Below are 20,217 nucleotides of genomic sequence, written 5' to 3'. Positions count from 1 at the left end.
CGGCAAACGTGCTGCTAGTCCAGGTAGTCGCGCAGCACCTGAGAGCGCGACGGGTGGCGCAGCTTCGACATCGTCTTCGATTCGATCTGGCGGATGCGCTCGCGGGTCACGCCGTAGACCTGGCCGATCTCGTCCAGCGTGCGTGGCATGCCGTCGGTGAGGCCGAACCGCAGGCGGACTACACCGGCCTCGCGTTCGGAGAGGGTGTGCAGCACGTCCTGGAGCTGATCCTGCAGGAGGGTGAACGACACAGCGTCGACCGCGACGACCGCCTCGGAATCCTCGATGAAGTCGCCGAGCTGGCTGTCGCCCTCGTCGCCGATGGTCTGGTCCAGCGAGATCGGTTCCCGGGCGTACTGCTGGATCTCGAGGACCTTCTCCTCGGTGATGTCCATCTCTTTCGCAAGTTCCAGCGGCGTGGGTTCGCGGCCAAGATCCTGCAGCAGTTCGCGCTGGATGCGGCCGAGTTTGTTGATGACCTCGACCATGTGCACCGGAATTCGGATGGTGCGGGCCTGGTCAGCCATTGCGCGGGTGATTGCCTGACGGATCCACCACGTGGCGTAGGTGGAGAACTTATAGCCCTTGGAGTAGTCGAACTTCTCCACGGCGCGGATCAGGCCTAGGTTGCCTTCCTGGATCAGATCCAGAAACGCCATGCCGCGGCCAGTGTAGCGCTTGGCCAGGGACACCACGAGACGGAGGTTTGCCTCGAGCAGGTGGTTCTTCGCCTTGCGGCCGTCGCGGGCGACAGCGCGCAGGTCCCGCTTCATCATCGGGGTGAGCTTGGCCTCCGCGTCGCCCTCCTTGGCAGCGCGTTCCATCTCGTCGAGGCGGTACTGCGCGTAGAGACCGGCCTCGATGCGCTTGGCCAGAGAAACCTCCTGCTCGGCGTCGAGCAGCGCCACCTTACCGATCTGCTTGAGGTAAGCGCGCACCGAGTCGGCGGAAGCGGTCAGCTGTGCGTCCTTGCGGGCCTGGCGCAGGGCCGCGGAATCCTCGATGTCCCAGACGGAAGCGCCTGCGTCTTCTTCCTCGTCGTCCTCGTCCCCGTCTTCGTCGTCGACGTCATCTACCTCGTCGACATCATCAACCACCTCGTCGGAGTCGAAGGACTCGTCGTCTTCGTCGATGAGTTCCGGGTCGTAGTCGATGTCCGGGGAATCGTCCAAGTCGACATCGTCTTCGGCCGCGGTCGCGTCAACGTCTTCGACTGGCGCTTCCGCTTCCTCCGCCGCCGGCTTGGTGGCGGCCTTGCGCGTAGTCTTTTTCGTCGTCTTCTTGGTGGTTTTCTTCGCCGCGGTCTTGCGGGTGGTCTTCTTCGTCGTCTTCTTGGCGGTGGCCGCTGCTGCGGTCACGTCTTCGACGGTCGCGTCGGCGGCCGAGCCCGTGGTCCGCTTGGTGGCCTTCTTCGCCGTTTTCTTGGCGGCGGTCTTCTTGGCGGTGGTCTTTTTCGCCGTCTTCTTCGCAGAACGCTCAACCACGTCGCCGGTGGTTGATTCTGTGTCGTCGACGGTGTTGTTGCCTGCTGCTTCCTTGGCTACCACGTACGCCCTTTCGCCTGTCGGATAGTTCACGTTCAGCCGCACCCACCAACCGGGTTGGGAAACCCAGGGTACGGCACATTGACGTCCCGCATCTCAGAACAGCCATAGTAACAGCGTTACTGATAGGGCTATTCCACCGACCCGCGGAGCGTGTCGTTATAACTACGGGGTCACGTCGTCCCACGCAGCCATTGCCGCACCGACGATACCGGCGCGGTTGCGCAGCTTGGCGGGGATCACGGGCACGTCGACGGTAAGCTTCGGCACCCACTTCTCGGCCTTCCGGGAGATACCGCCGCCGACGATAAATGCCGACGGGTTAAACAAGCGGTCGAACTCTGCGAGGACTGTGTCGACGCGTGCCGCCCACTGCGTGTAGCTCAGCTCCTCGTTGTCTTTGACTGCGGAGGAGGCGAGGTGTTCGGCCTCGTGGCCGTCGATAAGCAAATGCCCCAGCTCGGTGTTCGGGAACAGGGAACCGTTTGCGAAGAACGCCGAGCCGATGCCGGTGCCGAACGTGAGAAAGATGACGGCGCCGGAGCGTGCGGTGTCCTCGCCAAACGCAACCTCGCCCAAGCCTGCGGCGTCCGCGTCGTTGAGGATGGCGACGCGCTCGCGCTTGAGGTGGCGCGCGAGCAGCTGGTGGACGTCGGTGCCGATCCACGCGGAGTCGATGTTCGCTGCGGTCTGCGCGATCTGGTTTTTGATCACGCTGGGCAGCGCCACGCCGACGGGCCCGTCCCAGCCGAGCAGGCCCACAACCTCAGCAACCACCTCCGCGACCGCTTCCGGAGTGGCGGGCTTCGGTGTCGCGATTTTCACCCTGTCCCCAATGAACTCTCCGGTTTCCAAATCGACAATTGCGCCCTTGATGCCGGATCCGCCGACATCGACGCCGGCCGCGAGGTTGGTTCCTGTCATGCCACGTAAGTCTATAACCCTGGCACCATGGGCGTATGGAGACCAACGCGATCCCGACCCCAGCAGAACTGAAGGACATCTGCGCGGACCTTGCGGTCAGCGCCGCCGACCTCGTGGTCCAGCAACGCGATTTCTTGTCCAAGCACGGATCTATCGCGCAGGTGACTGAAACGAAGACTTCTGCTGTCGATCCTGTCACGGCCGTGGACAGGGCGGCGGAGGCGCATATCGCCGACCGGCTGCGGGCGCTTCGGCCCAACGACGCGATCGTGGGGGAGGAGGGCGCCAATGTCGACGGCACCACCAGCGTGCAGTGGGTGATCGACCCCATCGACGGCACAGTCAATTTCCTTTACGGGTTGCCCGCGTACGCGGTATCGGTGGGTGCTGCGGTGCGCGGAGAGTTCGTGGCGGGGTGCGTGGTGAACGTGGCCAGCGGCGACGTCTACTCGGCGGCGAAGGGCGAGGGGGCGTTCGTGCGCCGGGGCGGCGAGGACACGCGCTTGCGCGCGTCGAACAAACAGGACACGGACACGGCCCTTGTGGCCACAGGGTTCTCCTACGACGCCGAGTGGCGCGGGAAACAGGCGGAGATGCTCCGGCTGATCCTGCCGCGGGTGCGCGACGTCCGGCGCATCGGCTCGGCGGCGCTCGATCTGTGCAACCTCGCCGAGGGCCGCATCGACGCCTACTACGAGCACGGCACCCATCCTTGGGACTACGCGGCAGCGGCGGTGATCGCGGCCGAGGCTGGTGCCGTGGTGCGCCACCCGGGCATTGCGGACGGGGCGGGCCGCGGCGAGCCGGTCATCGCCTCGGCGCCGCGGGTGTGGGAGGACTTTTTCGACCTGCTGGAGTCCGCGGGCGCAACCTGCCCTATAGCGGCGCTGTAAGTGTCGCGGCACTGCCCCTAACAGTGATCTGACCTGCTGTGATGACAGAACGAATCCGGTGTTTTAGTATTCCGCTGAAATGGCGCGGGCTACGCACAGTTTCGCGCAAGGATTCACACCGCTGGAGGACACTCACCATGGCTACTGATTACGATGCGCCGCGCCGCCGGATGGACGACGACATCGAGACCGATTCCCTCGAGGGGCTCAAGGCGGCTGAAGTCGCCGGCAGCAGCATGGATGATGACGGCGAAATTGTGGAGCCTTTTGAACTGCCCAGCCAGGACCTCTCCGGCGAGGAGCTCAACGTTGAGGTCAAACCCCGTCAGGACGACGAGTTCACCTGCGCATCGTGCTTCCTGGTGCAAAAGCGCAAGCGCCTGGCGCACGTCGAGCCGGACGGCTCGATGATCTGCCTCGACTGCGAGTAATCCAGGGCCACAAGCAAACCCCGGCCGGATCCTTCTCACGGATCCGCGGCCGGGGTTTGCTTTTGGTTGCTTTCCGACGCCCTGCTAGACGCTTCGCCCGTCATCCACCTGACCCGGCACGAACGCCGCCAGCACCGCCTCGGGATCGCGAGCGGAGACCATCCAATATGGGGTCGGATCCTCCGGGTCGTCGAGCACCAAGATCACGTGCTCTGGAACCCAGGTGTGGGTGACCAGGTAGGCCGCCGGGTCGAGCTGGCGCCCCAGCGCGTTCTGGCGGGCAGACGCCGGCACCACCATTGAGCGGGCGACCACGGTACTGGGCAGGTTGGCCTCGCCGACGCTCAGCCAGCGCGTGCCGTCCGGGTCCTGCTCCACGCGCACCACCGTTTTGGACAGCCAGAACAAGAACCAGCCGATCAGGCCGCCGACAACCACCAGCGGGACGATGAACCACACGAAGGTCCGGTTGAGCGAGAACTGGGCGGAGATGAGCAGCGCGAGCCCGAGGCCCGCGGCCCACCAGTACCACGGCACCCACTGCCGCTCCGAGTAGAGCACCTGCGGAGAAACGTTGTTGGACACGCATCAAACCTTAGTAGGGTGGGCCGGGTGAACGAACACGACACCGTAGCTGGCCCCCTGACCGACCTCGAGCCCCTGCACGTGAAGCGGCTCGACCCCGAGATGCCCCTGCCGTTCCGCGCGCACGCCGGCGACGCCGGGGCGGATCTCCACTCCGCGGAAGACCTCACCCTCGCACCCGGTCAGCGCGCACTCGTCGGCACCGGCATCGCCGTCGCCCTGCCGATGGGCACCGTTGGCCTCATCCACCCGCGCTCGGGTCTTGCCGCCAAGCACGGGCTGACCATTGTTAACGCTCCAGGCACGGTGGACGCGGAGTACCGCGGGGAGCTGAAGGTGTGCCTGCTGAACACGGACACCGAGCGCGCTATCGAGATCACGCGGGGCATGCGTATCGCCCAGCTTGTGGTGCAGCGGGTGGAGCTCGTGGATTTCGTGGAGGTCGACGAGCTTGACGACACTGCCCGCGGCGCAGGCGGCTACGGCTCCACCGGCACGCACTAACCACGTCCCCCGCCCGCCGCAAGCGGGCGACTAAGGTCGAACCCAGCAACACATCGGCGAGCAGCAACAAAATTTTTGGAGAAACCATGGCATTTTGGCCGTTTGGCAAGAAGAAAAAAGACGCTCAGCAGCCGGAGGCGGTTGAGGCCCCGCAGCCGGTGGAGGACACCGCACCGGCAGACCCCGCGGAGCCGGCAGCGCCGGCGGCCCCGGTAGAGGAGGCCGCCGCTGAGTTGGTTGCCGCCCCGCTGGACGCTGCGCCGCTCGAAGCCGCGCCGGGCACCTCGCGCCTCACCGATTACGATCCGGTCAACGGCTCCACCGGCCCCTTCGACGGCGACACCGTCAACATCGACGACTTCGACTTCACCGACTTCTCCGACGCCACCCTGAACCTCGGCTCGGTGCGCGTGCCGATGCCGAAGGGCACCCAGGTGCAGGTGGAGATGGGGGACCAGGGCCCGAAGATGGTCCACATCGTCACCCAGCACGGCCGCTTCACCCCGGTCGCGTTCGCGGCTCCGCGCACCGGCGGGCTGTGGGAGGAGTCTGCAGAGGAGATCGGCGAGGGCATGCGCAACGAGGGCATGCCAATGCACTACGAGGAAGGCCCGTGGGGCATGGAGGTCGTCGGCACCGGCTCCAACGGCGTGATCCGCATCATCGGCGTGGAGGGCCCGCGCTGGCTCTACCGCGTCACCCTTGCCGCGCCGACCGGCCGCGAGGACGCGATGGCGCAGTTGGGCCGCGAGATTATCGCGCGCTCCTTCGTCTACCGCGGCGAGGACCCGGTGCTTGCCGGCAACTCCCTGCCGGTTGTCCTGCCGCAGCAGCTCGCTGCCCAGGTCCAGCAGGCCGTGCAGGCGCGCGCGGCGCAGGGCCAGGGTGCGCAGGGGCAGGCTCCGCAGGCGGGCAACCCGAACGCGCTGTCTGACGCGCTGCGCCAGATCCTGGAGCAGAACGCGAAGAACAACGGGTAGTCAGTGCCGATCCACATCACCCGCATCGCCCACGGGGGCGAGGGCATAGGCCAGCTTGAGGACGGCCGCGTGGTCTTCATCCCCGGCGCCATCCCAGGCGACACCGTCGAGGCGAACATCACCAAGTCGAAGAAGCGGTGGGCGCGCGCCGAGCTGACCGAGGTTGTCGAGGCGTCAGAAGACCGCGTCGTGCCCGCGTGCCCCGCTGCTGCCGCCGGCGCCGGTTGCTGCGACTACAGCCACATCAACCCGGCTGCCCAACCAGAGCTCAAGCGCGACGTGTTGCGCGGCCAGCTGGCCAGCATCGCCGGCGTGCGCGATGACGACCTCGCCGGCGGGATCGCGCTGCGCACGCTTCAACCGACGTTGGGTTGGCGCACCCGCGTGCGCTTGGGCGTGGACGAGTCGGGCCGCGCGGGCGTGCGCCGGGCCCGCTCCGGCGACGTCATCGCGTCTCAGCGCTGCACCCAGCCCGTGCCGGGGCTCATGGATCTGGACCAGCGCTTCACCCCGGGCAGCGAGGTGGTTGCCGTGATCGACGCCGCGGGTGCGCGCCACGTCGTGGAAACCGCGCGTGTGCAGCGCGGCCGGCGCGTGGAAGCTATCGAAAACGTCGTAGAGGGCACCGGCGAGGTGACCGAGCGCATCGGTGGCGTGGAGTTCCGCTTCCCGGCCACCGCGTTCTGGCAGGCGCACGTGCGCGCGCCCGAGGTCTACTCGGAGATCATTCGCAGCTGGGGCGCCGGCGACTACGCCAACCCGGTGGCGTGGGATCTCTACGGCGGCGTCGGCGCGTTTGTCCCCGCGATTGCGGAGGCGACAGGCGGCGCGCACATCATGTCGGTGGACTACTCGCCGGCGGCGACGGCGGCGCAGCAGCGGGGGCTGGCCGCGTTCGATGTTGAGATGGTCGCTGGGAAGGTTGAGGCAAGCGTCGGCAAGCTGAAGCCCCCTGGGCTTGTTGTGCTCGACCCGCCGCGCGCTGGTGCGGGTGAGCCGGTGGTGGCCGCCGTCGCAGCGGCGCGGCCCGAGCGCGTTATCCACATCGGGTGCGACCCCGCCACCTTCGCCCGGGACCTTGCTGCGTGGCGGGCTTCCGGCTACGGCGTTGGGAGCATCGTGCTTGTCGACGCGTTCCCCAACACCCACCACTTCGAATCAATTGCCCTGCTCGAACCAGTTTCCTAGGCGCGCTTTCTCCGCGTGTACGATTGTTCGGAAGCACCGAGAGCGAAGGAGCGCATGGATACCGTGGGATTGCTAGACACGATTGGTTCGCCGGCGGAGCTCAAAGCCCTGCCTCAGGATCAGTTGGGCAAGCTTGCGGATGAGATCCGGCAGCTCCTCATCGAAAAAGTTTCGGCCACCGGCGGGCATCTCGGCCCGAACTTGGGCGTGGTTGAGCTGACGATCGCGCTGCACCGCGTGTTCGATTCGCCCCAGGACCCCATCATTTTCGACACGTCGCACCAGTCGTACGTGCACAAGATTCTCACCGGGCGCGCGGGCGACTTCGACACGCTGCGGCAAAAAGACGGCCTGTCCGGCTACACGTCGCGCGCCGAATCGGAGCACGACTGGACGGAGTCCTCCCACGCCTCGGCGGCGCTGTCCTACGCGGACGGTTTGGCGAAGGCGAAGCAGCTCAAAGGCGAAGGCGGCGACCACGTGGTGGCGGTGGTCGGCGACGGCGCGCTGACCGGCGGCATGTGCTGGGAGGCGCTGAACAACATCGCTGAGGGCAACCGCAACGTGGTCATCGTGGTCAACGACAACGGGCGCTCGTACGCGCCGACCATCGGCGGGTTCGCGGCCAACCTCAGGCGGCTGCGCGACCAGTTCGCGCAGATCAGGATTCAGCCGGGTTACGACGAGGTGATGGAGTCCGGCAAGAAGACGCTGAAGTCCATGGGCTGGGTTGGCGAGCGCACGTTCGAGGCGCTGCAAGCGCTCAAAGCGGGCGTGAAGCACCAGGTGGTGCCCACCGAGATGTTCTCCGAGCTCGGAATGAAGTACGTCGGCCCGGTGGAGGGCCACGACTTGAAGGCCCTCGTTAACGCGTTCACTTACGCTCGCACCTACGAGGGCCCGCTGATCATCCACGTAGCCACCGAAAAAGGGCACGGGTTCGCGCCCGCGGTCAACGACGAGGCGGACCAGATGCATTCCACCGGCGTCATCGACCCCGTAACCGGTGAAGCGCTCGCGGAGGCGCCTCCGGGGTGGACGTCGGTGTTCACAGAGGAGCTGCTCAAGGCCGGCCACGAGCGCGACGACATTGTGGCGATCACCGCCGCGATGGCGGGCCCGACGGGGCTGGCCCCCTTCGGGGAGCAGTTTCCCGAGCGCTTCTTCGACGTCGGCATCGCCGAGCAGCACGCGCTTGCCTCCGCCGCGGGGTTGGCGCTCGGGGGCATGCACCCGGTGGTTGCGGTGTACTCCACGTTCCTGAACCGCGCGTTTGACCAGTTGCTTATGGACGTCGGCCTGATCAACCAGCCCGTCACCGTGGTGCTGGACCGCGCCGGTGTGACCGGCTCAGACGGGGCGAGCCACAACGGAGTGTGGGATATGGCGCTGACATCCATCGTCCCGGGGATTAAGGTGGCGGCGCCGCGCGACCCGGAGCGCCTGCGCGAGGAGTTCCGCGAAGCCATCGCCGTTGAGGACGGACCGACCGTGGTGCGTTTTCCCAAGGGCAGCGTGAGCGAGGACATCCCGGCAATCGAGCGTATCGCCGGCAGTGTGGACGTGTTGCGCTACCCGGCCGCGCACCCGGAGGGACCGGGCACCGAGGACGACCTGGAAGTGCTGATTGTCGCGGTCGGCACGTTTGCGGAGTACGCGCTCTCCGCAGCCGAGGAGCTGGATGCCGAGGGCATCCGCTGCACGGTCATCGACCCCCGTTGGGTGGTGCCGGTGGCACCTGCCGTGCTCGATCTGGCGGCTGGCGCCGACATGGTTGTGGTGTACGAAGACGGTGTGGTTCGAGGTGGTGTCGGCTCGGCCGTGGCCGAGGCGTTGTCCGCCGCCGAGGTTGATACCCCGGTTCGCCACCTTGCCTTTCCTGACATCTTCCCGCAGCACGCTTCCCGCGGCGAGATTATCGCCATGTACGGCCTTGACGCAGTCAGCGCCGCGGAGCAGATCCGCCAGTGGGCGGCCGGTTTGGCTGATCGGTAACTGCTCCTAGTGCGGGTGCGCTTGTACCGCCTTCGCAATCAGCGGCGCGGCGATTTCGGCCTGCCACTGGCGCGCCCCGCTTGACATCAGCGACGCCACAACCGAGTGCGTGTCGTCGGTCGCATGGGCGCGCCAAACCACCTCGCGCAGAATCGCGGGGGTGAGGAGGATCTCGGGGGGAAACCCGAGGTCGCGCGAGGCGTCGCCAAGCAGCTGTTTCGCTTCCTCCAGCGCAGCAAAGTTCTCTGGGTGGCTGCGCTCCCAGTTCGCCTTCGTTGGAGGTTTGCTGCGGTCGCGGACCGCGGGGGCGGGAAACGACGTCGGGTCGTCGGCAAGCGCCTGCTCCACGTAGCTCATCCAGTGCTGCGCGGCACCTCGCCGGCGGGCGGGAAAACCCGGGATACGGGCCAGCTGGCCGGGTGTGGCCGGCTCGGCGCGGGCAATCGCGACAACGACCCGGGACGGAAGAACAGAGTTGGGGGCAACGTCGCTGCGGCGCGCTTCGTGAGCGCGGGCGTTGTACAAGGTGCGGGCGATCTGCAGGCCGCGCGGCGAGCGCACCGAGGCGACTCCTTTCAAGTCGCGCCACGTGCGCCGGGGTGCGGGCTTCAGGCTGCGCGTTTCGACGAGATGGTCGAACTCCGCCGCGGCGAAGGAGAGGACGCCGGCGTGGTCCAACTCCTCCGCGAGCGACTCTGCTAGGTCGTGCAGGTACGCGACGTCGAGGGCGGCGTAGTCGAGCCAATCCTCAGGCAGCGGGGTGAGCGACCAATCCTCTTTGCCGTGGCCTTTCTCCAACAACACACCGGTGTAGTGCTCCACCACCGCGGCCAGGTTCGGGCGGTCGAAACCAGCGAACCTCGCCGCGAGCTCGGTGTCGAAGAGGGAGCCGGGGTGCAGGCCGAGCAGCGCCAAACTAGCCAAGTCCTCGCCGGCGGCGTGGATGATCCAGTCTCCGTCGTTGACCACGGGGCCAAGGATCGCTTCCACCTCCCTGCGGTGACCTTCAGGCGCGATGAGGAAGGTGCCGGCGCCGCGGCGGTGGATCTGAACGAGGAACGCCCGGTCGTCGTAGCGGTACGCGGACGCCCGTTCGGTGTCGACGGCAAACGGGCCGCGGCCCTGCGCCAGCGCGGCGGCCGCGCGGCGGTACCCCTCGGGGGTGTCAACAAGCTCGTAGGCCGGGCGTTTCTCCACGAGGGGTTACTTTACAGGTTGCTGAGAAAAAGCGGGCGGCTAGCGGCGCCCGAGCTCGGTGACGCCCTCCGGCGGCAGGCCGGCCACGAGGGCCAGCACGCTTGCAAACGCCTCGACGTGCGGAGCCAAGTCGAGTCCGTCGGCGGTCCATGAGGCGCGCATCTCAAGCTGGTAGGCCCGCGGAGGGCCACCGATTTCGCCGAAGCGCACGGACGCCGTAGAGGTGACGGTGCCGCCCAGGTTGGTGAACCCGGCCCCGGTGTCTGCGAGAGATTCGTTAAGCCACTGCCAGGCCACGTCTGGAAGCAGCGGGTCCGCAGCCACCGCGTCGTCCATGTCGGCCTGGATGTAGGCAACAAGGCGCATGGAGCCCTCCCACGCTTCCTCGGCATCGGGGGAGTGCAAAAGGATCAGGCGGCCGAACGCGTCGCCCTCGGAATTCATGGCAGCCGCATCGGCGTCGTCGCCGCGGTCTACTTCGAGACCGACAGCGTGGCTGAACGGGGCTGGGCGCTGCGGCGGGCGAATCGAACCGAGGGTGATCTCCGGGCGCAGGCGGGCGGCGTGCATCGATTCCACAGCGGCTTTGAACTCTTCCGGGGTCGCCGCGGGAGCCTTGTCGTCCGGTGCCGCGCCGCGGGCGCCTATAGTGCTCACCGGCGCGGGGCCGTGGCCAGTGGAGGATTCCGATTGCTTCACAGAAACTTAAGCTATCCACCACAGGCGGGATTCAGTGGAGGCGCGCCGTCGAGCTCGGGGTAGTATCGAATACGACTTTCGATTGATTCCGGCTACCGGAGAAAGGATGCCTGCCATGGCCAAGCTCGATTTCGATTCCCTTAACGCTGTCCAGCGCTACCTCCAGTTCGCGGTGTTCCGGGCGATCCCGGGCGCGCTAGGCGCCGAACGTTCCGAGGTGATCGCAGAGGCGCAGGCCTTCTTTGCCAAATTGGAGGAAGAGGGGGAAGTCACCGTCCGCGGCATTTACGACAACACCGGTATCCGCGCCGACGCGGACTTTATGATCTGGTGGCACGCTGAAGAGTTCTCGCAGATCCAGAAAGCGTTCGCCGACTTCCGCCGCACCACCACCCTCGGCCAGCTGGTGGAAGTGAGCTGGATCGGCAACGGGCTGCACCGCCCGGCCGAGTTCAACAAGTCGCACCTGCCCAGCTTCATCATGGGCGAGGAACCGGGCGACTGGATCACGGTGTACCCGTTTGTGCGGTCCTACGACTGGTACCTGCTCGAGCCGACGGAGCGCCGCCGCATCTTGGCGGAGCACGGCATGGCCGCCCGCGACTTCGCCGACGTGCGCGCCAACACCGTGGAATCCTTCACTCTCGGCGACTACGAGTGGATGCTGGCGTTCGAGGCGCCGACCCTGACACGGATCGAGGAGCTCATGCACACGATGCGCTACACCGAGGCGCGCCTGCACGTCCGCGAGGAAATCCCGTTCCAGACGGGCCGCCGCGTCTCCGACATCGCGGAGATCATCGAGATCCTGCCGTAGGGCGCGGGTCTGCTTACGCTTCCTCGAGCGTCATCGAGATGGAGTTGATGCAGTAGCGCAGGTCGGTGGGGGTGTTGTAGCCCTCGCCGGCAAACACGTGCCCCAGGTGGGAGCCGCAGTTCGCGCACAGCACCTCGGTGCGCACCATGCCGTGGGAGCGGTCCTCGCGCTCGATGACTTTGTCGGTGTCAGCGGGGGAGTAGAAGGACGGCCACCCGCAGTGGGACTCGAACTTCTCGGTGGAGCGGAACAGCTCCTCGCCGCAGGCCCGGCAGCGGTAGACGCCTTCGGTGGTGGTGTTGGTGTACTCACCGACTCCCGGCGGTTCAGTGCCCGCTTCGCGCAGGACGTGGAACTCCTCAGGGGAGAGCTTCTCGCGCCACTGGTCGTTGGTCCAATTCTTGTAATCGGTCATGTGCACACACTACCCATGTCGCGGCGGCGAGGATGAACGTCGCCCAGCCGGCGGTGGGCAAGAACGTGGTCAGCCACCTACCGGCAGCGGGCATGTGCGGCGTGATCCAGCTCAAGGGGGACAGGCACAAAATCGCACCCAGCCAGGCTGCGGGTGTGTGCATCGGAGAAGCCTTGTGCAGCACCGTAAACAGCGCGGGAAAGAGCATCATGGAGTAGTACGCCTGCCCCAGCGAGGAGAGAAGGCACACTCCGGCGAGCAGCACGCCCGACGTCATCGTGGCCCAGAGCCACGGGTCGCTGTAGCGCCAGCGGGCTAAACCGGCGACGGCGACGGCGACTGAGGCGCCGAAAACTAGAAACAGCGCGGTGTGCAGGATCTCAGGCATACCGAAGTACACAGCGAATCCGGCGAGCGAGGAGTTGGCGTAGTCGCGCGTGACGCCGAGGTAGGGCACGAGCTTCGTCAGGTAGTCGCCGGCGCCGGGAGTCACCGGCCACGCGATCGCGTTGAGCGCAACGGGAACGGCGGCGCCGGCCACCAGGGCGCGCCACTCCAGCCGCATCAACGGCAAGACAAGCAGCGGCAGGAACATCGGTTTTACCGTAATGGCGAGTCCGATGATCACACCCGCGGCGATCTGTCTGCCGCGCATCATGTTCGCGATGAACGCCACGAGCGCGAGCAGCAGAATCCCGTTGATGTTGGAGAACACCAGGGTGTTGGTCACGGCCTCGGTAGCGAATCCGAGCGCCAGCGCCGCGGGGAACACAGGTGAGCGCAGGCTCCGCCCGCTCAGTAGCGTCAGCCAAGCCAGCGCGGCGATGATGGCGACAGCGTTGGCGAGGATGAACCACGGTCGCGCCGCGTCGACGCTCGGGATCAGCCCCAGAGGCGCTAGCAGCAGCGTGGCTCCGGGGTTGTAAAGGTAGTGCGGGTTCACGTGGTGGTAGACCTCGCTGTACACCGGCACCCGCTCGACGAACCGCCGCGCGGCGGACCAGACGGTGGTGAAGTCGTCGGTCACCGAGCCTGTGCGGGCAAGCACGGCCAAACGGTGCACGATGAGCACGACCGCGGCCGGCCACGCCATCGCGTTGGCCGCAGCCGCGGCGCTGCCGCGCGTGCCGACGGGTGCGGGAGCGGTCCAGAAAGTCACGCGCTCACCTTAGCGCCCGGTAACGGCAGAACAGCATCGAGTCGCGGGTGAAGGTAGCGTCCTCCAGCACGAAGCGGTGCTCGAAGCGGGGGTAGTCGGGGAAAGGCAGGCCGAAGGGGCCGTCGGCGCTGCTTATCGACGGATCCAACGTCACATGCAGCACATCCGCCAAGCCAGCGGCAACGACATCGGCGTAGATGCTCGGACCGCCTTCGCAGAGAATGCGGTTGAAACCGCGGGCGTGCAGCGCCGCGACGACCTCGCTCAGGCTCCCGCTGCCGGTGGGAACGGGGGACACGTTGCCGCTGGCAAGCTGTGCAAGCTTCTGCTTGGTTTTCTCTCTCGCAAACGAGCGGTCGGGAGCCATGAGGAGGATCTTCTTGCCCCCGAGCACTCCCAGCCCCGGGTCGAGGTTGGCGTTCTCGGTCACGATGGCCATCGGCGTGTCCGACGGGCCGTAATCTTCGGCGGTCACGGTGCCGGAGCCGACCAGGATGACATCGGCCCATTCGCGCAGGCCTTTGATGAGCGCCGCGTCGGTGTCGTTGCCCAACTCTCCGGAGGTGCCGCGGCGGGCGAACCCGCCGAAGAGGGTGTTGGCGCCGACGATGCGCAGCTCGCGCCTGGCTGGTGCCTGCACCGGGCCGATCAGGGCATCAATTTGGGGGTTAAGGTCTGCTCCGTGCATGAAGCAACCTTAACCCCCGTGAGATGGAGCGGATGACGAGACTCGAACTCGCGACCCTCACCTTGGCAAGGTGATGCGCTACCAACTGCGCTACATCCGCACGCCGCGCCTGAAAACAGCGGCAAGACCCCTCGAGCGAAGGATCTTTGTGCGCGATACTGGGATTGAACCAGTGACCTCTTCCGTGTCAGGGAAGCGCTCTCCCGCTGAGCTAATCGCGCGGGGAATATGAAGATTAGTTGAGGTGGATACGGGAATCGAACCCGTGTACACGGTTTTGCAGACCGTTGCCTAACCACTCGACCAATCCACCGGGTGGAGTGCTTTCGCTCCGAAGTACGTGGAAAGTACTTGAGCGGATGACGAGACTCGAACTCGCGACCCTCACCTTGGCAAGGTGATGCGCTACCAACTGCGCTACATCCGCGTCGAGATCCCGCAGGGGATCTCTGTGCGCGATACTGGGATTGAACCAGTGACCTCTTCCGTGTCAGGGAAGCGCTCTCCCGCTGAGCTAATCGCGCGGGTGAAGTCCCGCTAGGGGACTTGGAGCGGATGACGAGACTCGAACTCGCGACCCTCACCTTGGCAAGGTGATGCGCTACCAACTGCGCTACATCCGCATCTGCATTGTGCGAGATAGAACATTAACCGTTCGCTCCCGAGATAGACAAATCGCCAGCAAAACCGGCGTAACGGGTGAATTACACGAATGTGATCTGAGCAGGGTTGCGAAGGCTTGTGAAAAGTGCGGCCTGACTTAGTGTCCGACCGCGGAATGTTCGGGTTGAGCAGGCGATTCGGTCCCGCGCCGGCCACTGTGTAAAGTACTTCCCTGTTCGGTCCTATGGCTCAGTGGAAGAGCGTTCCGTTCACACCGGAAAGGTCGCTGGTTCGATCCCAGCTAGGACCACGAAACATTGCCCCGGGCGCCTGCGGCGTCCGGGGTTTTGCGTTGCCGGGCGGCTGCACCCCCGGGAACTAACCTCGGGGGAGAGGCGACTAACTTACCTAGCAACGCAAAAGGAGATCGCTTATGAATGTGTCCTTCCCGCGCTCGGCCGCGGCGACCGGGGTGGCCGCCGCGCTGCTTCTGGCTCCGGCAGCTGGCGCTCACGACGCCGTTATCGGCGGCTCGCCAGCGAATGGGGAGGTGGTGGCGACATTCCCTTCAACGCTTGAACTGACATTCTCCGGCCAGCCGAAAGACGGTTTCAACACGGTGGCGCTGTCGCGGGTTGGTGGAGGCGGGGCTGATATCGTCTACACCGGCGAGCCGGATGTCCGCGGCCAGGACGTGGTGCTCGATTTGCCGGGCGATTTCGCCGCTGAGCCGGGGGAGTACCAGATCGGGTTCCAGATCGTGTCCTCCGACGGCCACGCCACAAAGGGAACGACAACCTTCACCTACGCGCCGGACGGCTCGGCGACTACCGAAACGGCTGCGGCGAGCGCGGAGGACGCGAACTCGGGGGAACCGAGTATTGCCGACCAGGGAGAGAACTCCAACCGCACCCTGCTTTTGTCAATCATCGGCCTCGTCGTCATCGCTGGCGTGGCCATCGCCGCGGTGGGTAAACGCCGCCAGGCCCGCAAGCTCGAGGAGCGGACCATCCTGGACCCCGATCCCGACACCCACAACAGCTAGAAGGAAGAATCGTTGCCCAACTCGTTGCAGACATTCGCCGCGGTCGCCCTGACCACTGTGCTCGCCGGCACCGCTGCGGCGTGCGGCGCGAGCGACACCGCAACCACCCTGGACACCGCAGCCACGTCAGCTCAAGACCGCGGCGAGCACGCCGCGCCCTCTGGTGACGCGGTCACGCTGGAGAAAGGAACGGTGCGGGCCAAGGCGGACGCGGGTACCGAGCACGGCAACGACATGACTTCAATCTTCGGCACCCTGCGTAACCACACCGACAGTGAGATTACGATCACCGGCTTCACCACCTCGCTCGGCGGAAACAAGAACCAGATTCACGAGGTTAAGGACGGCGTGATGCAGGAAAAGGGCGGCGGCATCACCATTTCCGCCGGGGGTTCCCACGAACTCGAGCCGGGCGGCGACCACTTGATGGTGATGGACTATGCAGAGCCGATTCACGCAGGCGACACGCTTACCCTCACCCTCCAGCTCGCAGACGGGTCGGCGGTGGAGATACCGGATCTCGCGGTGCGCACCATGGCCGCCGGCGAGGAGGACTACGGCGACCAGATGCAGAAGCACGAGGGGCACAGCCACTAGAGGGATAGAGCGTCATGGCGGTTTCTAGGCGGGGGTTCATCGCGGGTATTGGGGCAGCTGTCGCACAGGCTGGTGCGATCAGCGGGTGCGCTCCAGCCGGCGAGGACCCGAATGCGCCCGCCGGGGTGCCGAGTAACTCCGAACCCGACCGAGAACCGCTGCAGTCGGCCACTGTCGCCTTCGACGGCCCGCATCAAGCGGGCATTGAAACCCTCACGCAGGCTGCCCTGAACCTGGTCGGGTTCAACCTGAACGAGGGGGTGGACCGCGCTGGCATCCAGCGGCTTATGCGGTTGTGGAGCGAGGACGCGCGCGAGCTGGCGTCAGGGCGCACTCCGCTCGGTAGCCTCGAAACCGAGATGAACACGTGGCCCGCCAACCTGACGTTCACCGTCGGTTTCGGCGAGCGTCTCTTTGACATCGCGGGAGTGGACAAGCCTGCCTGGCTCCACGATATTCCGGCGCTGGGTCGGGACGAGCTCGACCCCGCGTGGGGTCAGACAGATATTGCGCTGCAGATTTGCGCGGACGATCCGGTGATGTGCGCGTGGGCGATGCGGCACATGACTCGCGCGGCCGCGGATTACGTCACCACCGCCTGGGTCCAGCAGGGGTTCATGAACGCCTACGGCGCCATCCCCAAAGGCCAGACGCCGAGAAACCTCTTCGGTCAAGTCGACGGCACCGTGAACCCCTACACCGAGGCTGAATACAGCGAGCAGGTGTTTGGGGATGACGGTTCGACGTCGATGGTGGTGCGTCGAATAGCAATGCACCTTGACGAGTGGGAAAAGCTCGACCGCAGCTCAAGGGAGGAGTCCGTGGGGCGTTCGCTTGCTAGCGGGGCGCCGCTTACCGGCACCGAGGAGTTCGACGAACCCAACTTCGACGCGGTCGACCAGTACGGGCTTCCCGTGATCGACCGGAACTCCCACATGGCCCGTTCGAGGGCTCCGGAGGACCACCCGGAGCAGCGCTTCAAGCGCCGCCCCTACAACTACAACCTGCCGCCGGTGCCCGGCTCCGGCGAACTGTCGAACGCGGGACTTATCTTCATTGCCTTCCAAAAGGACCCCGACACCCAGTTCACCCCGGTGCTTGAGCGCTTGGACGAGGCGGACCGGCTCAACGAGTGGATCACCCACATCGGTTCGAGCGTGTACTACGTGCCGCCCGGCACCGGTGGCGGGCGCGACAGCTACTGGGGCCAGTCGGTTCTTGGGTAGAACTCGGAGTAGAATCTGAGGCCGCACTGTACACGGGGCGCGTCCAGGTATGACGCTTCCCACGAGCGCAAAAGGAGCGCACCTTATCCATGGCAGAAGCAGCAGCTGAAACCGCCGAAATCATTCAGTTCGAGCCGTTCGAGGTTCCCGCCGGCACCGCCGTCGGCGCCGCAATGCGCGAGCTGAACCTGCCGAACAAGGGTGAGCAGGCGGTCGTGGTGGTTCAGGACGCAGAGGGGAACCTGAAAGACCTCTCGCACGTTCCGGACGAGACCGCGACGTTTATGCCGATCGCGGCGAACACAGAGCTCGGCCGCGCCGTCATTCGCCACTCGTGCGCACACGTGCTCGCTCAGGCCGTGCAGGCTGAGTTCCCGGGCACCAAGCTCGGTATCGGCCCCGCCATCAACGACGGTTTCTACTACGACTTCGATACAGAAGAACCGTTCACGCCCGAGGATCTGAAGACGCTTGAGAAGCGGATGAAGAAGATCATTAAGCAAGGGCAAAAATTCTCCCGGGGCGTTTTCGCCTCCCAGGAGGAAGCTGCCGACCGCCTCGCAGACGAGCCGTTCAAGCTTGAGCTGATCCAAGACAAGGGCAACGTCGACCCCAACTCAGACGAGGCGACCGAGGTTGGCGCCGGCGAGCTGACCTACTACGACAACTTGAACCCGCGCACCAGCGAGGTGGAGTGGTTCGACCTCTGCCGCGGCCCGCACCTGCCCACCACCAAGTACATCCCAGCGTTCGCGCTCACGCGCTCGTCCGCGGCGTACTGGCGCGGCGACCAGTCCAACGCTGGGCTGCAGCGCATCTACGGCACCGCGTGGGAGTCGCAGGAGAAGCTCGACGAGTACATGACCATGCTCGAGGAGGCCGAGAAGCGCGACCACCGCCGCTTGGGCAACGAGATGGACCTGTTCTCGTTCCCGGATGAGGTTGGCTCCGGTTTGCCGGTGTTCCACCCGGACGGCGGCATCGTTCGCATGGTGATGGAGCAGCACTCCCGCGAGCGCCACGTGGCCGCAGGCTACAGCTTTGTCAACACCCCGCACGTGACCAAGGGCGACCTGTTCAAGAAGTCTGGCCACCTGGATTGGTACGCGGACGGCATGTTCCCGCCGATGAAGCTCGACGGCGAGGTGGACGACGAGGGCAACGTGACCAAGCAGCCGGTTGACTACTACGTCAAGCCGATGAACTGCCCGATGCACAACCTCATCTTCGGCTCCCGCGGGCGCTCCTACCGCGAGCTGCCGCTGCGCCTGTTCGAGTTCGGCACGGTCTACCGCTACGAAAAGTCGGGTGTGGTGCACGGTCTGACCCGCGCCCGCGGCTTCACCCAGGACGATGCGCACATCTACTGCACCGAGGATCAGCTGGAGGAAGAGCTGACCAGCGTGCTGGAGTTCATTATCTCGCTGCTCCAGGACTACGGCCTCGACGACTTCTACCTGGAGCTGTCCACCAAGGACCCGGAGAAGTACATCGGCGACGACGACATCTGGGAGCGCTCCACCAGCATCCTCGAGTCCGTTGCCACCAAGTCCGGTCTCGAGCTGGTGCCGGACCCGGCAGGCGCGGCCTTCTACGGCCCGAAGATTTCCGTGCAGGCTCGCGACGCGATCGGCCGCACGTGGCAGATGTCCACCGTGCAGCTGGATTTCAACCTGCCGGAGCGTTTCGATCTCGAATACACCTCCTCCGACGGGTCGAAGCAGCGTCCGGTGATGATCCACCGCGCCCTCTTCGGTTCGATCGAGCGTTTCTTTGGCGTGCTGCTGGAGCACTACGCCGGCGCTTTCCCGGTGTGGCTCGCCCCGCACCAGGTGGTGGGCATCCCGGTCGCCGACGCGTTCGGCGACCACCTCGAGGGTGTGATCGGTCAGCTGAAGGCGCGCGGCCTCCGCGCAGAAGTCGACCACTCGGACGACCGCATGCAGAAGAAGATCCGCACGCACACCACCGGCAAAGTGCCTTTCATGCTGCTCGCCGGCGAGCGCGACGTGGAAGCCAACGCAGTGAGCTTCCGCTTCCTCGACGGCTCTCAGATCAACGGCGTACCTGTGGATGAAGCGGTGGCGCTCATCGCGGACTGGGCGGCCGAGAAGAACAACGAGCAGCCGAACGAGGAAAACGTCGGTGCGCGACGCGCGTAGCGGCCAGGCCAGCGGGGCCGAGCCGTACGAGGACGTCGGCGTCGGCGACACCGACCGGCTGCAGCGATTGTGGGCGCCGTACCGCTCCAGCTACATCGCGTCAATGCCGCAGAAGAGTGAGGACCCGTTCCTCGCCATCCCGGAAATGGACGACGAAGACGGCCTTGTCATCGCGCGCGGCGAGCACGTTTACGCCGTGTGCAACCTGTTCCCGTACAACGCCGGCCATCTGATGGTGGTGCCCTACCGTAAGGTAGCTGAGCTGGAGAACTTGACGCCTGAGGAGACGGCGGAGCTCATGGACTTTGCCAAGATGGCGGTCCGCACGCTCAAGCACGTGTCCGAGCCGGAAGCGATCAACGTAGGGCTCAATTTGGGCAAGGCAGCTGGGGGGTCGGTGTCCGAACACTTGCATTTGCATGTGGTTCCGCGGTGGGCCGGCGATTCCAACTTCATGACGGTCATCGGCGGCACTAAAGTACTTCCGCAGCTGCTGCGCGAGACGAGGCAGCTGCTTGCAAACGGATGGCGTGAAATCGCGGACGCGAACGGAAGGGACAACTGA

20 protein-coding genes and 7 tRNA genes are annotated in these 20,217 nt (G+C 65.7%); 13 read left to right on the top strand and 14 right to left on the bottom strand.

The window, feature by feature from the left end:
* Positions 1-14 precede the first annotated feature (14 nt).
* On the bottom strand, positions 15-1,547 hold the full coding sequence (locus V6D40_RS01135) for an RNA polymerase sigma factor (RefSeq protein ID WP_442891874.1): 1,533 nt from the start codon (positions 1,545-1,547) through the stop codon (positions 15-17).
* A 162-nt stretch (positions 1,548-1,709) separates the two neighbouring features.
* Entirely contained in the window at positions 1,710-2,468 is a 759-nt protein-coding gene (gene ppgK / locus V6D40_RS01130) for a polyphosphate--glucose phosphotransferase (protein WP_334265185.1), read from the bottom strand.
* 35 nt (positions 2,469-2,503) lie between these two features.
* Between ppgK and V6D40_RS01125 the strand changes: the two genes are divergently transcribed.
* Both V6D40_RS01125 and V6D40_RS01120 read left to right on the top strand, forming a co-directional pair.
* Positions 2,504-3,361 (top strand): inositol monophosphatase family protein, encoded by an 858-nt coding sequence (locus V6D40_RS01125; protein ID WP_334265184.1) that lies wholly within the window; start codon positions 2,504-2,506, stop codon positions 3,359-3,361.
* A gap of 137 nt (positions 3,362-3,498) precedes the next feature.
* On the top strand, positions 3,499-3,792 hold the full coding sequence (locus tag V6D40_RS01120) for a DUF4193 domain-containing protein (RefSeq protein ID WP_334265183.1): 294 nt from the start codon (positions 3,499-3,501) through the stop codon (positions 3,790-3,792).
* Positions 3,793-3,876: 84 nt separating this feature from the next.
* Here V6D40_RS01120 and V6D40_RS01115 read toward each other — a convergent pair whose 3' ends face one another.
* Positions 3,877-4,377, bottom strand: a complete 501-nt coding sequence (locus V6D40_RS01115) for a DUF3093 domain-containing protein (protein WP_334265182.1) — start codon at positions 4,375-4,377, stop codon at positions 3,877-3,879.
* Between the two features lie 57 nt (positions 4,378-4,434).
* On the opposite strand from V6D40_RS01115, the gene dut reads away from it, so the two are divergent.
* The 4 genes from dut (at position 4,435) to dxs (ending at position 9,044) form a co-directional block, all read left to right on the top strand.
* On the top strand, positions 4,435-4,881 hold the full coding sequence (gene dut / locus V6D40_RS01110; RefSeq protein WP_334288646.1) for a dUTP diphosphatase: 447 nt from the start codon (positions 4,435-4,437) through the stop codon (positions 4,879-4,881).
* Positions 4,882-4,967: 86 nt separating this feature from the next.
* Positions 4,968-5,861 (top strand): DUF3710 domain-containing protein, encoded by an 894-nt coding sequence (locus V6D40_RS01105; protein WP_334265181.1) that lies wholly within the window; start codon positions 4,968-4,970, stop codon positions 5,859-5,861.
* A gap of 3 nt (positions 5,862-5,864) precedes the next feature.
* Entirely contained in the window at positions 5,865-7,049 is a 1,185-nt protein-coding gene (locus V6D40_RS01100; RefSeq protein WP_334265180.1) for a class I SAM-dependent RNA methyltransferase, read from the top strand.
* Positions 7,050-7,103: 54 nt separating this feature from the next.
* The gene (dxs, locus tag V6D40_RS01095; RefSeq protein ID WP_442891873.1) at positions 7,104-9,044 is read left to right on the top strand and encodes a 1-deoxy-D-xylulose-5-phosphate synthase; all 1,941 of its coding nucleotides are present in this window, start codon (positions 7,104-7,106) and stop codon (positions 9,042-9,044) included.
* Between the two features lie 6 nt (positions 9,045-9,050).
* Here dxs and V6D40_RS01090 read toward each other — a convergent pair whose 3' ends face one another.
* Positions 9,051-10,241, bottom strand: coding sequence for an HRDC domain-containing protein (locus V6D40_RS01090; RefSeq protein ID WP_334265179.1), 1,191 nt, complete (start codon positions 10,239-10,241; stop codon positions 9,051-9,053).
* A 39-nt stretch (positions 10,242-10,280) separates the two neighbouring features.
* The gene (locus tag V6D40_RS01085; protein WP_334288644.1) at positions 10,281-10,898 is read right to left on the bottom strand and encodes a DUF3000 domain-containing protein; all 618 of its coding nucleotides are present in this window, start codon (positions 10,896-10,898) and stop codon (positions 10,281-10,283) included.
* A gap of 157 nt (positions 10,899-11,055) precedes the next feature.
* On the opposite strand from V6D40_RS01085, the gene hemQ reads away from it, so the two are divergent.
* Positions 11,056-11,757, top strand: coding sequence for a hydrogen peroxide-dependent heme synthase (hemQ, locus tag V6D40_RS01080; protein ID WP_334265178.1), 702 nt, complete (start codon positions 11,056-11,058; stop codon positions 11,755-11,757).
* A gap of 13 nt (positions 11,758-11,770) precedes the next feature.
* On the opposite strand, the gene msrB is transcribed toward hemQ, so the two are convergent.
* The 9 genes from msrB to V6D40_RS01035 all read right to left on the bottom strand — a co-directional run bounded on the left by msrB (position 11,771) and on the right by V6D40_RS01035 (position 14,642).
* The gene (gene msrB, locus V6D40_RS01075) at positions 11,771-12,172 is read right to left on the bottom strand and encodes a peptide-methionine (R)-S-oxide reductase MsrB (RefSeq protein WP_334265177.1); all 402 of its coding nucleotides are present in this window, start codon (positions 12,170-12,172) and stop codon (positions 11,771-11,773) included.
* On the bottom strand, positions 12,117-13,331 hold the full coding sequence (locus V6D40_RS01070; protein ID WP_334265176.1) for a glycosyltransferase family 87 protein: 1,215 nt from the start codon (positions 13,329-13,331) through the stop codon (positions 12,117-12,119). Before V6D40_RS01070 ends, msrB begins: the two co-directional genes overlap by 56 nt.
* Positions 13,332-13,335: 4 nt before the next feature.
* Complete coding sequence (locus V6D40_RS01065) at positions 13,336-14,019, bottom strand: dihydrofolate reductase family protein (protein ID WP_334265175.1); 684 nt, start codon at positions 14,017-14,019, stop codon at positions 13,336-13,338.
* A gap of 24 nt (positions 14,020-14,043) precedes the next feature.
* Positions 14,044-14,119, bottom strand: a tRNA-Gly gene (locus V6D40_RS01060).
* A 49-nt stretch (positions 14,120-14,168) separates the two neighbouring features.
* A tRNA-Val gene (locus V6D40_RS01055) sits at positions 14,169-14,240 on the bottom strand.
* Positions 14,241-14,261: 21 nt separating this feature from the next.
* Positions 14,262-14,332 (bottom strand) — tRNA-Cys (locus V6D40_RS01050).
* 41 nt (positions 14,333-14,373) lie between these two features.
* A tRNA-Gly gene (locus V6D40_RS01045) sits at positions 14,374-14,446 on the bottom strand.
* A 25-nt stretch (positions 14,447-14,471) separates the two neighbouring features.
* Positions 14,472-14,543 (bottom strand) — tRNA-Val (locus tag V6D40_RS01040).
* A 23-nt stretch (positions 14,544-14,566) separates the two neighbouring features.
* A tRNA-Gly gene (locus V6D40_RS01035) sits at positions 14,567-14,642 on the bottom strand.
* A gap of 218 nt (positions 14,643-14,860) precedes the next feature.
* On the opposite strand from V6D40_RS01035, the gene V6D40_RS01030 reads away from it, so the two are divergent.
* The 6 genes from V6D40_RS01030 (at position 14,861) to V6D40_RS01005 (ending at position 20,217) form a co-directional block, all read left to right on the top strand.
* Positions 14,861-14,932 (top strand) — tRNA-Val (locus tag V6D40_RS01030).
* Between the two features lie 123 nt (positions 14,933-15,055).
* A complete protein-coding gene (locus tag V6D40_RS01025; RefSeq protein ID WP_334265174.1) occupies positions 15,056-15,667 on the top strand; it encodes a copper resistance CopC family protein in 612 nt (203 codons plus the stop codon).
* A 12-nt stretch (positions 15,668-15,679) separates the two neighbouring features.
* On the top strand, positions 15,680-16,264 hold the full coding sequence (locus V6D40_RS01020; protein WP_334265173.1) for a copper chaperone PCu(A)C: 585 nt from the start codon (positions 15,680-15,682) through the stop codon (positions 16,262-16,264).
* A 14-nt stretch (positions 16,265-16,278) separates the two neighbouring features.
* Positions 16,279-17,490: a Dyp-type peroxidase gene (locus V6D40_RS01015; RefSeq protein WP_334265172.1), complete on the top strand. Its 1,212-nt coding sequence runs from the start codon at positions 16,279-16,281 to the stop codon at positions 17,488-17,490.
* Positions 17,491-17,579: 89 nt separating this feature from the next.
* A complete protein-coding gene (thrS, locus tag V6D40_RS01010; protein WP_334265171.1) occupies positions 17,580-19,652 on the top strand; it encodes a threonine--tRNA ligase in 2,073 nt (690 codons plus the stop codon).
* On the top strand, positions 19,636-20,217 hold the full coding sequence (locus tag V6D40_RS01005; protein WP_334265170.1) for an HIT family protein: 582 nt from the start codon (positions 19,636-19,638) through the stop codon (positions 20,215-20,217). Before thrS ends, V6D40_RS01005 begins: the two co-directional genes overlap by 17 nt.

This window comes from Corynebacterium sp. Marseille-Q4381 (assembly GCF_036881695.1).
In the GTDB taxonomy this organism is placed as follows: Bacteria; Actinomycetota; Actinomycetes; order Mycobacteriales; family Mycobacteriaceae; genus Corynebacterium.
Note: the sequence above shows the minus strand (reverse complement) of the source record. Positions and strands in the feature narration are given on the sequence as shown.